We start from the raw sequence: 13,374 nt of genomic DNA, 5'->3' as shown, positions 1-13,374 counted from the left end.
CCTCGCCGACGTCGGCCAGGGTGAGGAAGCGGGGGGACCCATCGGACATGGGTCCCAGTTTTCCACGCTGCGGTGTCACGTCGAGTCGCGGCCGTCCGACCTGTGGACGACCGGACGGGGGACCGTTCTCCACAGCGAGGGCTGGACGCCCACGCCGTCGCCCAGTACAAACATGCCCATGGCGAACTGGCGGGGGCCACGATCGAGCGGCGGGACGACCGGACGGACGGGCGCAGCGGCGCGCGTGCGTCAGCAGCCGTGGAGCGATCCTCGGCTGGTGCTGGGCGTGCTGCTCGTGCTCGGCGCGACCGTGCTGGGTGCCTACGTCGTGGCAGCGGGCGACGACACGGAGCCCTACTGGGCGTTGAGTCGCGACGTCGCCGCCGGAGACCCGGTCGAGCGGTCCGACCTCGTCGAGTCGCGCGCGCGTCTCGGTGAGCGCGCCGCCGGCGCCTTCCTGCGCACCGACCAGGAGCTGCCTGCCGACCTCGCGTCCCTCAGGTGGGCGCGCGCTGGACGCGGCGGCGCGCTCGTGGAGCGGTCCGCGATGGCCCGCGACGGCGCCGGAGGTGCGACCGAGCTGCCGCTCTCCGTGCGGCTCGGCGCAGCGCCCGACGACCTGCGCAGCGGCGACCGGGTCGACGTGTGGGTCGGACCGTCGCCCGAGGACGGTGCCGAGGCGGGCGAGGCCGCGCTCGCACTCACCGACGTTCCCGTGGTCAGGAACGGTGCCGTCGTCGGCGCCGGTGGCACGCGCACCGTGCTGGTCGACGTGGCCGGGCTCGACCTCGACGGCGAGATCGTCGCGGCCCTCACCGCTCGCCACGTGACGATCGTGCGTCGCGCATGAGCGGCAGGCCCCACCGTCGGGTCGTCCTCGCGGCCGCCGGTGCGGGGTGGGAGGTCGACGCCGTGCGGGAGCTGGAGTCGGCCCGTGACCTCGTGCTCGTGCGACGGTGCGTCGACGTCGCGGAGCTGATCGCGGTGGCTCAGGCGGGTGGGGTCTCGGTGGCCGCGGTCGACCTGTCCGTCCCCGGCCTCGACCTCGAGGCGGTCCGAGCGGTGCGGGCGGCGGGGGTCACCCTGGTCGGGCTCGGACCGACGGATCGCGCCGAGGCCCTGGGCATCGACGTGGTGGGCCCGGGCTCGGCCGTCCTCGACGCCGTCCGTGCCGTCGAGGTGTCCGCGACCGCCACGGGCAAGGACCTCGCACCCGGTCCTGCGTCGGTCGAGCCCGGCGGGCCTTCGGACGTCGCGGACGGCAGCACCTCGCGGCGACGCGGCACGCTGGTGGTGGTGTGGGGGCCCGCGGGCGCGCCGGGGCGCAGCGCGGTCGCCCTGGCGCTCGCCGACGAGCTGGGCCGCGACGACGCCCGGTGCGTGCTCGTCGACGCCGACACCTACGGCGGTGCCCAGGCGCAGCAGCTGGGACTGCTCGACGAGGTCTCCGGCCTCATGGCCGCGTGCCGCGTGGCCAACCAGGGCCGGGACGTGGACCTGGGCGAGCACCTCCAGGCCCTGCGTCCCTCGCTCTCGGTCCTCACCGGTCTCCCGAGGCCCGACATGTGGATCCACGTCCGACGCGCCGCCCTCGAGCGCGTGGTCGAACGGCTGCGTGACACCACCGACGTCGTGGTGGCCGACGTGGGCTTCTGCCTCGAGCCGGGTGAGGGGGTCGCCGGGGCGGGCCGCAACCAGGCCACGGCGGCCCTGCTCGAGCTCGCCGACGTCGTCGTCGCCGTGGGTCGGGCCGACCCGGTGGGCCTGACGCGTCTGGTGAGGGGACTGCACGACCTCGACGACCTCGGGGTCGTGCGCCCGCTCGTCGTGCTCAACCAGGTGCGCGCCGGCATCGGCTGGGGTGCCGAGGAGCTGGCCTCCACCGTGCACCGGCTGGCCGGCGCCCGGCCCGTCGCCCTGCTGCCGCAGGACGGCCCCACCCTCGACACCGCCGCGCTCCGGGGTGCCACCGCGCGGGAGGTGGCCTCCGGCTCGCCGTTCGTGGCCGCGGTCTCCGACCTCGCGCAGCACGTGCTGGGGGTGACGCACACCGCTGTGTCGCCGTGACGGCGGTGGTAGGTTCGTCGCGATCCGTGAGGAGTGAGATGCAGCGACTGAGTCCGCTGGACGCGATGTTCCTGAACCAGGACAGTCCCGACGTCCCGCGCCAGGTGGCGTCGCTCGCGATCCTCGAGCCCGGCGGGGCGTTGACGTACGACCGGCTGATCGGTGTCATCAACGAGCGGCTCGACATCGTGCCGCGGTACCGCCAGGTGCCGCGCAAGGTTCCGGGGGCGCTGGGGACCCCGCTGTGGGTCGACGACGAGGGCTTCGACATCTCCCTTCACGTGCGGCGGTCGGCCCTGCCACGTCCGGGGACCCGCGACGCGCTGCACGAGCTGGTCGGCCGGCTCGTGGCCCGCAGGCTGGACCTCGACCGTCCGCTGTGGGAGCTCTACCTCATCGAGGGCCTCGAGGACGGCAGCGTGGCGCTGCTGTTCAAGGCCCACCAGGCGCTCGTCGACGGGTCGGAGACGATCGACCTCGCCCAGGTGCTGCTCGAGGAGACCGACCGGGTGCGCGAGATCCCTCACGAGGACTGGAACCCGCGCTCCGCGCCCGGGCCGCTCGGCGCCGTCTCGGCCACGCTGGAGCGGAACGTGCGTCATCCGGGCGAGGCGCTGCGGATCGCGGAGCTCAACGTCGGTCGCGTGGCGCGACACCTCCCGGTCGTGGGCGGCGGACCGGTCGCCACGCGCGGCGTGCTGTCGGCGCAGCTGTCCCGCCACCGCCGGTTCACCACGCTCTCCACCTGTCTGGACGACTACCGCCGGGTCCGCGACCAGCACGGCGGCACCGTGAACGACGTCATCCTCGCGGCCATCACGGGTGGCATCCGTGGGTGGATGCTCACCCGCGCCGAGCCGGTCACCGCCAAGACCAGCTTCCGGGCCATGGTGCCGATGTCGGTGGTGGCCGACGACGGCCTGCCGACGTCGCTCGGGTCCAAGGTCCGCGGGCACCTGCTCTCGCTGCCGGTCGGCGAGTCCAACCCGGTGGTCCGCCTGCACCAGGTGTCGTACGCCCTCAAGGACCACCGCGAGACGGGCTCGGCCGTGGCGGCCAACCAGCTGGCGAGCCTGCCCGGGTTCGCGACGTCGACGTTCCACGCCGTGGGCGCGCGCGTCGCGGCCGCCGAGACGTCCCGCGGGCACCAGATCACGATCACGAACGTCCCCGGCCCCCAGGAACCCGTCTACATGGCGGGCGAGCAGCTGGCCGAGGTCTACCAGGCGATCCCGCTCATCGACCATCGAGCCGTGTCGATCGCGGTCACGTCGTACCACGGTCGCGTGTTCTTCGGCATCGTCGCCGACCGTGAGGCCGTGCCCGACGTCGACGTGCTGGGGCAGTGCATCAGCGAGGCGCTGGAGGAGCTCGTCGAGACCGTCGGACCCCGGCGCGGGCGGGCCCCGCGCGGCCGCCAGAAGCCGCGACGGGTCTGACGTGCGGGTCTGGGTGGGCGTCGACGCCGACGGCCTGCGCCGGCTGCGCGACGGTGGCGCGCTCGGCGGCGAGGTGGTGGCCGCGGAGTCCGAGGACGAGCAGCACGAGTACGAGGCGCTCGTCGCAGCGGCCGAGGACGGCCCCGTCGTGGTCGTCGCCGACGTCGAGACGACGGACATCGATGGCGCGACGGCCCTGGCCGACGTCACCGCGTCGGACGTCGAGGCGCTCCACGTGGACGCCGACGGCAGCGGTCAGCTCGCCTGGTACGCGCCTCAGGAGATCGAGGCCGTGCTCTCCCTGCTCGGCTGACCACGCCGCACGCCCCCGCGCCAGGACGACACGGCGCGGCACGACGAAGGGCCCCGACCGACCGGTCGGGGCCCTTCGCGTGGTGCTGGATCAGAGGCGGGTCATGCCCAGCTCGACCTCGTTCTTCAGCGAGCCGCGGATGGCCTTGGCCACCTCGGGCTCGATCTTCTTGCCGATGAACGGGATCTTGACCGTGACGTCACCGTTGACCGTGAACTCGGTGCCGCCGCCCGTGGACTCGAGCACCGCGGTGCCGAGCATCTCCGCGGGCTGGCCGATGATGCTGACCTTCACGTCGGCGCGGCGGCTGCCGTCGGCGGCGGGAGCGCTCCACTTCTCGGTCTGCTTGACCTTGACGGTGTCGCCGGTGAGCTTCTTGACGAAGTCGGGCATCTCGGCCGGCTGGGTGCGCACGATCGTGATCGTGACGCCGTCACCGGACTCGTCGACGTCGACGTCGATGTCGCTCGCGCCGGACTCCTCACCGGACTCGGTGCGGAACTCCTGGCTGGAGATGAGGCCGAACACGGCCTCGACGTCGGCATCGCCGTAGGAGTAGGTCTCGTTGAACTTCATGGCGTCATCCTTGCAGGTCTCGGATCAGGGCGTGGTCTGTTCGGGGGCGTCCTGGCCGGCCTCGACCTGACCGGCCGGGGCAGCCCCGAGCTGGCCCTTGAGCTCGGACAGCCGCGCCTCGATCTCGAGGGCGGTCGAGTCGGCCTCGAGCTCCTCGAACTGCGAGTCCAGGCTGGAGGAGGCCAGCTCGGCCTGGCCGGCGACCCGTGCCTCCTCGCGGCGCACCTTCTCCTCGAAGCGCGAGAGCTCGCTCGTGGGGTCGAGCACGTTGATGGACGAGACGGCCTGCTGCACCTGCGACTGCGCATCGGCCGTCTTCTGGCGGGCCACGAGCTGGTCGCGGCGGGTCTTCAGGTCGTCCAGACGCGTGCGCATGGTGATGAGCCCGGTCTTGAGCTTCTCGACGGTCTCGTTCTGCGACGCGATGGAGGGCGCGGCGGCCTTCGCCTCGTTCTCGAAGCCGATCTGCTTGCCGAGCGCCACCTTGGCGAGCTGGTCGAAGCGGTCGGCCTCGCCCGTCTGGCCCGCCGTGCGCAGGGCGTCGGCCTTCTGGGAGGCGGCGATCGCCTTCCCGCCCCACTCCTTGGCGGCCGCGACGTCCTCGCGGTGGTCGGCCTCGGCGAGTCGGAGGTTGCCGATGGTCTGCGCCACGGCCTCCTCGGCCTCGGCGATGCTGTTGGTGAAGTCGCGGACCAGCTGGTCGAGCATCTTCTCGGGGTCCTCGGCCTTGTCCAGCATCGAGTTGACGTTCGCGCGGGTCAGCTGGGCGATGCGTCCGAGGATGGACTGCTTCTGTGCCATGGTGCTCTCTCTTCCGGTCGGCGTGCTGGGTGCTGGGTCGGGAGGTGCTGGTGTCGGGGTGGGTGGTCAGGATGTCAGAAGCGTCCGCCGCCGCTGCGCCGCGAACGTCCGCCGCCGCTGCGTCGGCTGCTGCTGCGCCGTGAGCTGCTGCTCCGGGAGCTGCTCCGTCGGGAGCTGCTGCTGCGGGAGGGGCGGCGGCTCCGGCCGGAGCTGCCGCCGAACCCACCGGGCAGTCGGGGCAGGCCACCGCCGCCACCGCCGCCCCCTCCGAGGATGCCGCCGAGGGAGAGGTCGTCGCGGTCGGAGGTCGATCGCCACGCCGCCACGTCGGCCTCGGCCGTCGACTGGGCCTCCTTGACGAGGGCCGCGGCGCGCTCGAGGGTGCGGGTGGCGCCGGCAGGGTCACCCGTCAGGGCGAGCCGTCCCTCGTCGAGCAGGCGCGCAGCCTCGGAGAGCCGGGTGCGGGCGGTGCTGCCGACCGCGCCGCGGTGCGTCTCGACGTAGGTGGTGACCGCCGAGACGGTGGCCACGACCTGTCCCAGCAGGTCGTCGGCGTCGTCGCGGATGGTCTCGAGGTCGGTCCGGGCCGTGTCGATGGCGTCGAGCAGGGCGGTGGCCTGGGCGGTGGCGTCCTCGGCCGTGCGCAGGTGCAGGGCGGCGGTCGCGGCGTCACCGCTCGTGAGGGCGCCCTGGGCGAGGGTGACCTGCTCGGCGGCCTTGGTCGTCAGGGACTCGGCCCGCACGACGTTGTCGGCCACGGCGGCCAGCGCGCTGCCGGAGTGCGTGGACTGCAGGGACTCGAGCGTGGCGCGGGAGGCGGGCAGCCGCTCGACGGTGGCGGCGAGGACCGGCTGGAGCGCCGCCACCGCCTCCGGAGCGCGCGTCTGCAGGTCGCGGACGGCGTCGAAGCGCTCCACCTGGGCGTCGAGGGCGTCGTCGACCTCGTCGCAGATCTGCAGGATCCGGGAGTGGAGCGTGCGGCGCTCGGCGTCCGTCTCGGGCTCGGCGTCGTCGAGTCGTTGACGCAGGGTGAAGGCCTCGCGGACGCGGGAGCGACCGTCCTCGATCACCGCGCGGAACTCCGCGGTGGCGGCCGTGCCGAACTGCGCCTCGGCGAAGCCGAGCTCCTGGGCCGAGGACTGGAGGGCGTCGTCGACGTCGACGAGCGCCTTGGCCGCCGCCGCCTCGAGCTCCTCGTCGGTGAGGATGCTGGCGGGGTCGACCGGTCGGCCGTGCTCGTCCACCACCGGGTGGGTGTGGTCGTAGCGGCGACGGGAGCGGTGGATGGCGTAGCCACCGCCGGCAGCGGCGAGGCCCACGCCGCCGACGATCCAGCCCCAGGGGATGCCCGAGTCCTGGCTCACCTCGGTGAGCCCCTCGGCCGCCCCGACGGCCGCACCCGCCCAGTCGTCCTGGCGCAGCGCGGGAAGGATGAAGTCGCGGTCGACCTTCTCGAGGTCGGCGTCGGAGAAGTCCTCGGCGTCGGCGTCGTAGCCGTAGGAGCGCTGGTCGAGCGCGATCGCCAGGAGGACGTCGGCGCGTCCGAGGCCCGAGCGATCGGCGGTCTGCGCGGCCCACTCCGAGCCGGTGAGGCCGCCGAAGTCGCTGACGTAGACGACGAAGAGCTGGCGGTTGGTCTGCTCGTAGTAGGCGTCGAGCGCCGTCTGGACCTCGGCCGTGTCGCCGCCGAGGGCGTCGGCGCGGTCGGTGATGTTCCCCGTGACGTCGATCGGGTCCTCGGCTGCCGCCGGCCCCGCACCCACCATCGTCAGGGCGAGCAGCGTCGCGGTCACGGCCAGGGCACGTCTGACGGAGGGTGACATCACGTGTCGATCTTGGCCGATGGGCGGTCGCGGGACAACAGCCGGGCCCGGCGCGCCCGCCTCAACCCGGTTGCCGGTCGTCGGTGCGGAAGATCCAGGTCCGCATCAGGACGAACCGGGCGACGGTGACCGCGAGGTTGGCTGCGGTGAGCACCCCGACCTCCAGCACCCGGTGCTCGGTCCCGGCCAGGTCGTGGAGCGTCCAGAGGGCGCCGCTCGTCGCGAGGACCCCAGCTGCGAGCACCGCCAGCCCCTGCAGGTGGTGGACGGCGGCCCGGTCGCGACCACGAACCCCGAACGTGAAGCGTCGGTTGGCGGCCGTGTTCGCGACGGCGGTGACCAGCAGCGCCGCCATGTTCGCCCCCTGGGCGCCGAGGGACGACCTGAGCAGGAGGTACAGCGCGGCGTACGCGAGCGTCGAGAGCACCCCCACGAGGGCGAACACGACCAGCTGCGCCGACACCCCACCGCCGGCGCTGCGCCGCGTGGCGCGACCGAGCTCCTCGCCGAGCCGGGCCACCGGCACCTGCCCCCGCACCAGCGCCAGGCCCAGGCGAGCCATCCCACGCAGGTCGTCGAGCGCGGTGCGGACCACGTCGACGCTGCTGTCGGGGTCGTCGACCCAGTCGACCGGCACCTCGTGGATGCGCAGCCCGGCCCGCTCGGCCACGACGAGCAGCTCGGTGTCGAAGAACCAGGCGTCGTCGTGGACGAGGGGCAGCAGGCGCTCGGCCACGTCGCGTCGGATCGCCTTGAAGCCGCACTGGGCGTCGCTGAAGCGGGCGCGCATGGTGCCGCGCAGGAGGTAGTTGTATCCGCGCGAGATGATCTCGCGCCGCGGGCCGCGGGTCGTCCTGGCGCTGCGGGCCAGCCGCGACCCGATCGCGAGGTCGGAGTGTCCGGTCAGCAGGGGTGCGACGAGCGGCAGGAGGGCGTTGAGGTCGGTCGAGAGGTCGACGTCCATGTACACGAGGACGTCGGCGTCGGACGTCGACCAGGCTGCCTTGAGCGCGCGGCCCCGTCCCTTCTCGCCCAGCCTCACCACCCGGACGCTCGCGTGCTGCGCGGCGAGCGCGTCGGCGAGCTCGGCGGTGCGGTCGGTGCTGGCGTTGTCGGCGATCGTGACGCGAGACGGGAACGGCAGGGTGGCCAGGTGGTCGAGGACGGTCAGGACCGACGCGACCAGGGCTCGCTCCTCGTTGTGGACGGGAACGACGACGTCGATGGTCCCGGTGCGGCGGACGGTCGAGCCCGAAGTGTCGGCCGTGGCCGCGAGGTGCGCCGCGCTCATGCGATCCCGCCCGACAGGTCGTAGAGCGTGGTGCCGTCGACCGTGGTCGCGGTGAACGTCTCCTCGACCCACGCCTGGATCTGGGTGCTCGTGCCGCCGCTCGCGCCGGGACCGCCGCGTCCACCTGCCCCGCGTCCACCTGCTCCGCCTCCGCCGATGAACCAGTGGACCTCGCCGTCGGCGACGAGCTGCTGGAACTGCGCCAGGGTGGGGGAGGGGTCCGAGCCGTTGAAACCGCCGATCGCCATGACCGGCTCCTCGGTGGAGAGCTGGTAGCCCGAGGCGCTGTTCGAGCCGATCGCCGCGGCCACCCAGGTGTACGACCCCGCGTCCTGGGTGAGGAGGGCGTCGATGGCCTCCGACGACGTGGAGCCGTCGAGCAGTCCACCGGTTCCTGGTCCGCCCTGGTTTCCGCCGCCCGGGGCCGTGCCGGTCCCACCCGGAGCCCCCTGCGGTCCCGCGCCCTGGGGCGGCTGTCCCTGGCCGGTCCGGCCGTCCTGCAGCTGCGGCGGCTGACCACCGCCGGGGCCGCGTCCACCTCCCGGGCCGGCGCCGAATCCGCCGCGGCCCGTGCTGGGGCCGGCGGACGGGATCGACCCGGTGTGGGCGCTGCCCGCGGTGTCGACGGCGTAGGCCGTGGGCCCGGCCAGTAGGGCGACGAGGCTCGCGAGAGCGACGGCGAGCCCGGCACGTCGACGCAGTCGTGCGGGGACGAACTTCAGCAGCACGACCATGATCGCGCTGACGCCGGCCAGCGTGACCACGAGCGGCGCGAGCCAGGGCAGGAAGCCGTCGGAGCGTCCGAGCAGGACCGTCGCCATCGCCACGGTGGACAGCAGCACGGCCACGGCGGTGACGGCCGCGGTCACGGTGTGCCGGTGCTGCCAGAGCACGTGGCCGCCGATCCCCAGGATCGCGGCGATCGCCGGGGCGAGCGCCACCGTGTAGTACGCATGGAAGATGCCGGCCATCAGGCTGAACGTCAGGCCCGTGACCAGGAGCCAGAGACCCCACACGACGAGCCCGGCCGTGACCGGACGGGTGCGACGGTCCTCACCGGCGCGGAGGGTGAGCCAGAGCGCCGCGACCAGCAGGAGCAGCGCCGCCGGCAGCAGCCACGCGACCTGACCGCCGATCTCGCTCGAGAACAGGCGCAGCAGCCCGGTCTCGCCCCAGCCGGCTCCGCCGCCGCCTCCGGGCATCCCGCCGCCGCCGACGGACCCCACCTCGTTGCCGTTCAACCGACCGAGACCGTTGTAGCCGAGGGTCAGCTCGAGGATCGAGTTGTCCTGCGAGCCGCCGATCCAGGGGCGGCTCGAGACGGGCCAGAGCTCGACCGCCAGGACCCACCAGCCGCCGGCCACGACCATGGCCGCGAAGGCGACGACCAGGTGGACCAGACGGCGGGCCAGGGGGACGGAGGCGGCCAGCAGGTAGACACCGGCCAGCGCCGGGAGGACGAGGAACGCCTGGAGCATCTTGGTCAGGAAGCCGAGGCCCACGAGCGCCCCGCCGAGAGCCAGCCATCGCGCGGCACGCCGGGGGTCTTCGAGCGCACGGAGGGTCGCCGCCGTCGCGCCGACGAGGAGCAGCACCAGCAGGGCGTCGGGGTTGTTGAACCGGAACATCAGGACGGCGACCGGGGTGAGGGCGAGCACGAGCCCGGCACCGAGCCCGGCCCACGCGTTGCCCGTCGTGCGGCGCACCGTCGTGTGCAGCAGCGCGACGGTGGCCACCCCCATGAGGGCCTGCGGCACCAGGATGCTCCAGGAGGACAGTCCGAACAGCCGGACCGAGAGAGCCATCACCCAGATGGACAGGGGGGTCTTGTCGACGGTGATGGACCCGGCGGCGTCGGACGCGCCGAAGAACATCGCCTTCCACGAGTCCGACCCGGCCTGCGCGGCGGCCGAGTAGAAGGAGTTGGCCCAACCGGACGAGCCGAGGCCCCAGAGGTAGAGCGCCGCGGTGCCGACGAGCAGCAGCACCAGCGCCGGTCGGGCCGCCGGGTGGTCGGCGGAGTCGCCCCGCCACGCTCGGGCGAGGACCCCCGGCGTCCTCGACGTGGGCCCGTCGAAGGAGCCGGCGTCGGAGGAGCCGGCGTCGGGGGTGCTGCGGGTCTGGTGGGTGTCGGGCATCGTGGCGGTCTGGTCCATGTCGCCGATGCTCGACGGCGCTCCTGGGGTGGCGCCCTCGGCGGACTGTGCCGCTGCTGTGAGGTGTCGGCGGGCCGTCAGGTCCGGGGGAGCGTGATGCCGAAGGTGGTGCTGCCGGGCTCGCTGGTGACGGCGACCGTGCCGCCGTGGGCCTCGGCGATGGCCGCGACGAGGGACGTGCCCAGGCCGGCGCCGCCGGACTCGCGGGTGCGCGACGAGTCGCCGCGGGTGAAGCGCTCGAACACCACGGGCAGCAGGTCGGGTCCGATGCCGGGCCCGTCGTCGTGCACCTCGACGACGGCGTGGTCCGCGTCGGGGAGGCGGAGCCGTGCCGTGACCACGGTGCCGGGTGGGGTGTGCCGGGAGGCGTTGCCGAGCAGGTTGGTGACGGCCTGGTGCAGGCGGAGTGCGTCGCCGGGCACCTCGATCGGCTCGTCGGGGAGCTCGAGGCGCCAGGTGTGCCCACCTTCGACCACGCGGGCGTCGCTCACGGACTCGGCGAGCAGGAGGCTCAGGTCGACGGGCTCGCGCTCCAGCGGGCGGCCGGAGTCGAGCCGAGCAAGCAGCAGCATGTCGTCGACGAGGGTCGACATGCGCGCGGCCTCGGACTCCACCTTGGTCAGCTGGTCGGTCCCGGTGCGCCGACCCAGCTCGGCGTAGCCGCGGATCGTCGACAGGGGCGTCCTCAGCTCGTGGGAGGCGTCGGCGAGGAACTGGCGGACCTGCTGCTCGCTCTCGTGCCGGGCGTCGAGGGCCTGCTCCACGTGCGTGAGCAGCCGGTTGAGGGCCTCGCCCACCTGGCCCACCTCGTTGCCGGGGTCGGTCAGCTTCTCGGGCACGCGGACGGTGCGGCCCACCACGCCGCTGTCGAGCGGGAGGGTGGTCACCTCGTGGGCAGTGGCCGCGACCTCGCGCAGGGGACGGAGCTGGCGGCGCACGAGGACGACGCCCACGAGCCCGGCGGCCGCCGCGCCGAGCACGGTCAGCAGCGCCTCCCACCAGAGCAGGCGGGTGAGCGTCTCGTCGAGGTCGCCGGTCGGCAGGCCCTGGACGACGACGGTGCCGTCGGCGGTGGTCGTGGCGGCCACGCGCACGGAGCCGAGGCCGGGGAGGTCGACGGTGAGGGGCTCGTCGTCGGGGTCGACGTCGGCCAGCGCGTCGAGGGCGGAGCTGGAGAGCGGACGCAGCCCCGCGCTCTCGGTGATCTGCACACCGGCTCGGCAGTCGTCGGTGTAGACGGCGGTGAGGCTGCGGGCGGACTGGCCGAGGGACGGCCGCGGGGGCTCGCCGCACAGGGCGCTGGGCCGGGGGCGCGAGCCGAACGGACCACCGGGTCCGTCGCCGACCGGGTTCCCACCGGCCTGGACCCGGGCGCGTTCGGTGGACTGCGCGAGCTCGGCGTCGAGGCGGTCGGTCAGGTAGGCGCGCATGACGAGGGTCGCCGCACCGGCGACGAGCAGGCTGACGGCGACGACGAGCGCCACGACGGTGAGGACGAGTCGTCGAGTCAGGCTCATCGCGACGCTCGCACGTTCTCGCTCACGCGGGCTCGACCGGCTTGAGCACGTACCCGGCTCCACGCTTGGTGTGGATCATGGGCTCGCGACCGGCGTCGATCTTCTTGCGCAGGTAGGAGATGTAGAGCTCGACGACGTTGGCCTGCCCGCCGAAGTCGTAGTTCCAGACCCGGTCGAGGATCTGCGCCTTGCTGAGCACGCGGCGCGGGTTGCGCATGAGGAAGCGCAGCAGCTCGAACTCGGTGGCGGTGAGCTCGATCGCGGTGCCGGCCCGGGTCACGTCGCGGCTGTCCTCGTCGAGGACGAGGTCGCCGACGACCACCACGTGCTCGGCACGGGCCCCCCGGGCGCCGGTGCGCCGCACGAGCGCGCGCACGCGGGCGACGACCTCCTCGAGGCTGAACGGCTTGGTCACGTAGTCGTCACCGCCGGCGGTCAGCCCGGCCACGCGGTCCTCCACGGCGTCGCGAGCGGTGAGGAAGAGGACGGGCACGTGCTCGTCGCGCTGGCGGATGCGGCGCAGCACCTCGAGGCCGTCGAAGTCGGGGAGCATCCAGTCGAGGACGACCACGTCGGGTCCGAACTCACGGGCGGCGTTCACAGCCGTGCGGCCCGTGCCCGCGGTGCGCACCTCCCAGCCCTCGTAGCGCAGGGCCATCATGAGCAGCTCGGCGATGTTGGGCTCGTCGTCGACCACGAGGACCCGCAGCCGGCTGCCGTCGGCGCGCGTGAGGGAGGCGTTCATGTCTCCAGTGTGGCCGGGCTGTCCGTCGGCTGTCCGTGAGTCACCTGTGACGTTCCTGTGAGCGCTGGTGCGGCCGGGTCCGCGAGGCGAGTGCTCGGCGTGCCGAGACGGAGACACCCTCCGGCCCTGGGTGTGGGCGGAGGGTGCTGGTGGTTCCGTGCTGCTCTCAGGCGGCGCCGAGGTCGGCGGCCACGGGGGCCTCGAGGGCGCGCACGCGAGCACGCGCGATCTCGGCGAGGTGCATGGTGCGGCGCGCCTCGGCGAGGTCGCCGACGGCGATGAGGTGGTCGACGAGCGGCTCGAGGTCGTCGACGTGCACGCCCTCGACGAGGCTCGCGTACTCGATGAGCTCCGACAGCAGGGCGCGCAGCAGCAGGTGGCCCTCCAGGTCGTCGTCGGTCGGTTCGTCACCGGTGACGAGGCGCAGCTGCTGACCGAGGTCGAAGGCGGTCTCGGGGGTGAGGCTGTCCTCGCGGGCCGCGGTGGCGACGAGCTCGAGCACGGGGCTCAGCCCCTCGCGCGCGGGGATGAGCGCGGCGCCGACGACCAGCTCGAGCACGCAGGCATGACGGGAGAACGCGTCGTCGCTCGACGGGCGCTCGGCCACATGTGTGATCGTCATGTTGAAACCACTTCTCCCCACTCC

At 73.6% G+C, this 13,374-nt stretch carries 12 protein-coding genes; 4 read left to right on the top strand and 8 right to left on the bottom strand.

Annotated elements, in window-relative coordinates:
- Positions 1-178 precede the first annotated feature (178 nt).
- From ASF38_RS05895 to ASF38_RS05880, 4 genes are read left to right on the top strand one after another with little or no spacing between them, the layout of a single operon-like run.
- Positions 179-850 (top strand): hypothetical protein, encoded by a 672-nt coding sequence (locus ASF38_RS05895; RefSeq protein WP_156364654.1) that lies wholly within the window; start codon positions 179-181, stop codon positions 848-850.
- Positions 847-2,067, top strand: coding sequence for a hypothetical protein (locus tag ASF38_RS05890; RefSeq protein WP_056574375.1), 1,221 nt, complete (start codon positions 847-849; stop codon positions 2,065-2,067). The genes ASF38_RS05895 and ASF38_RS05890 overlap by 4 nt, the downstream gene beginning before the upstream one ends.
- Before the next feature lie 38 nt (positions 2,068-2,105).
- The gene (locus ASF38_RS05885) at positions 2,106-3,506 is read left to right on the top strand and encodes a wax ester/triacylglycerol synthase family O-acyltransferase (protein ID WP_055968855.1); all 1,401 of its coding nucleotides are present in this window, start codon (positions 2,106-2,108) and stop codon (positions 3,504-3,506) included.
- Position 3,507: 1 nt separating this feature from the next.
- Positions 3,508-3,819 carry a hypothetical protein gene (locus ASF38_RS05880; RefSeq protein WP_055968853.1) on the top strand — a complete coding sequence of 104 codons (312 nt, stop codon included), beginning with the start codon at positions 3,508-3,510 and terminating at the stop codon, positions 3,817-3,819.
- Between the two features lie 90 nt (positions 3,820-3,909).
- Here ASF38_RS05880 and ASF38_RS05875 read toward each other — a convergent pair whose 3' ends face one another.
- The 8 genes from ASF38_RS05875 to ASF38_RS05840 all read right to left on the bottom strand — a co-directional run bounded on the left by ASF38_RS05875 (position 3,910) and on the right by ASF38_RS05840 (position 13,350).
- Positions 3,910-4,395: a DUF2505 domain-containing protein gene (locus ASF38_RS05875; RefSeq protein WP_055968850.1), complete on the bottom strand. Its 486-nt coding sequence runs from the start codon at positions 4,393-4,395 to the stop codon at positions 3,910-3,912.
- A gap of 24 nt (positions 4,396-4,419) precedes the next feature.
- Positions 4,420-5,196, bottom strand: a complete 777-nt coding sequence (locus ASF38_RS05870; RefSeq protein WP_055968848.1) for a PspA/IM30 family protein — start codon at positions 5,194-5,196, stop codon at positions 4,420-4,422.
- A gap of 74 nt (positions 5,197-5,270) precedes the next feature.
- Positions 5,271-7,019, bottom strand: a complete 1,749-nt coding sequence (locus ASF38_RS05865; RefSeq protein ID WP_056574372.1) for a TPM domain-containing protein — start codon at positions 7,017-7,019, stop codon at positions 5,271-5,273.
- Between the two features lie 61 nt (positions 7,020-7,080).
- Entirely contained in the window at positions 7,081-8,310 is a 1,230-nt protein-coding gene (locus ASF38_RS05860) for a bifunctional glycosyltransferase family 2/GtrA family protein (RefSeq protein WP_056552383.1), read from the bottom strand.
- Positions 8,307-10,466 carry a glycosyltransferase family 39 protein gene (locus tag ASF38_RS05855; protein ID WP_200914435.1) on the bottom strand — a complete coding sequence of 720 codons (2,160 nt, stop codon included), beginning with the start codon at positions 10,464-10,466 and terminating at the stop codon, positions 8,307-8,309. The genes ASF38_RS05860 and ASF38_RS05855 overlap by 4 nt, the downstream gene beginning before the upstream one ends.
- A gap of 77 nt (positions 10,467-10,543) precedes the next feature.
- Entirely contained in the window at positions 10,544-11,983 is a 1,440-nt protein-coding gene (locus ASF38_RS05850; RefSeq protein ID WP_056574370.1) for a cell wall metabolism sensor histidine kinase WalK, read from the bottom strand.
- Between the two features lie 22 nt (positions 11,984-12,005).
- On the bottom strand, positions 12,006-12,728 hold the full coding sequence (locus tag ASF38_RS05845) for a response regulator transcription factor (RefSeq protein ID WP_056574366.1): 723 nt from the start codon (positions 12,726-12,728) through the stop codon (positions 12,006-12,008).
- Positions 12,729-12,894: 166 nt separating this feature from the next.
- Positions 12,895-13,350, bottom strand: coding sequence for a hypothetical protein (locus tag ASF38_RS05840; RefSeq protein ID WP_156364653.1), 456 nt, complete (start codon positions 13,348-13,350; stop codon positions 12,895-12,897).
- Positions 13,351-13,374 lie beyond the last annotated feature (24 nt).

Source organism: Aeromicrobium sp. Leaf272, from assembly GCF_001422865.1.
Taxonomy (GTDB): Bacteria; Actinomycetota; Actinomycetes; order Propionibacteriales; family Nocardioidaceae; genus Aeromicrobium.
Note: the sequence above shows the minus strand (reverse complement) of the source record. Positions and strands in the feature narration are given on the sequence as shown.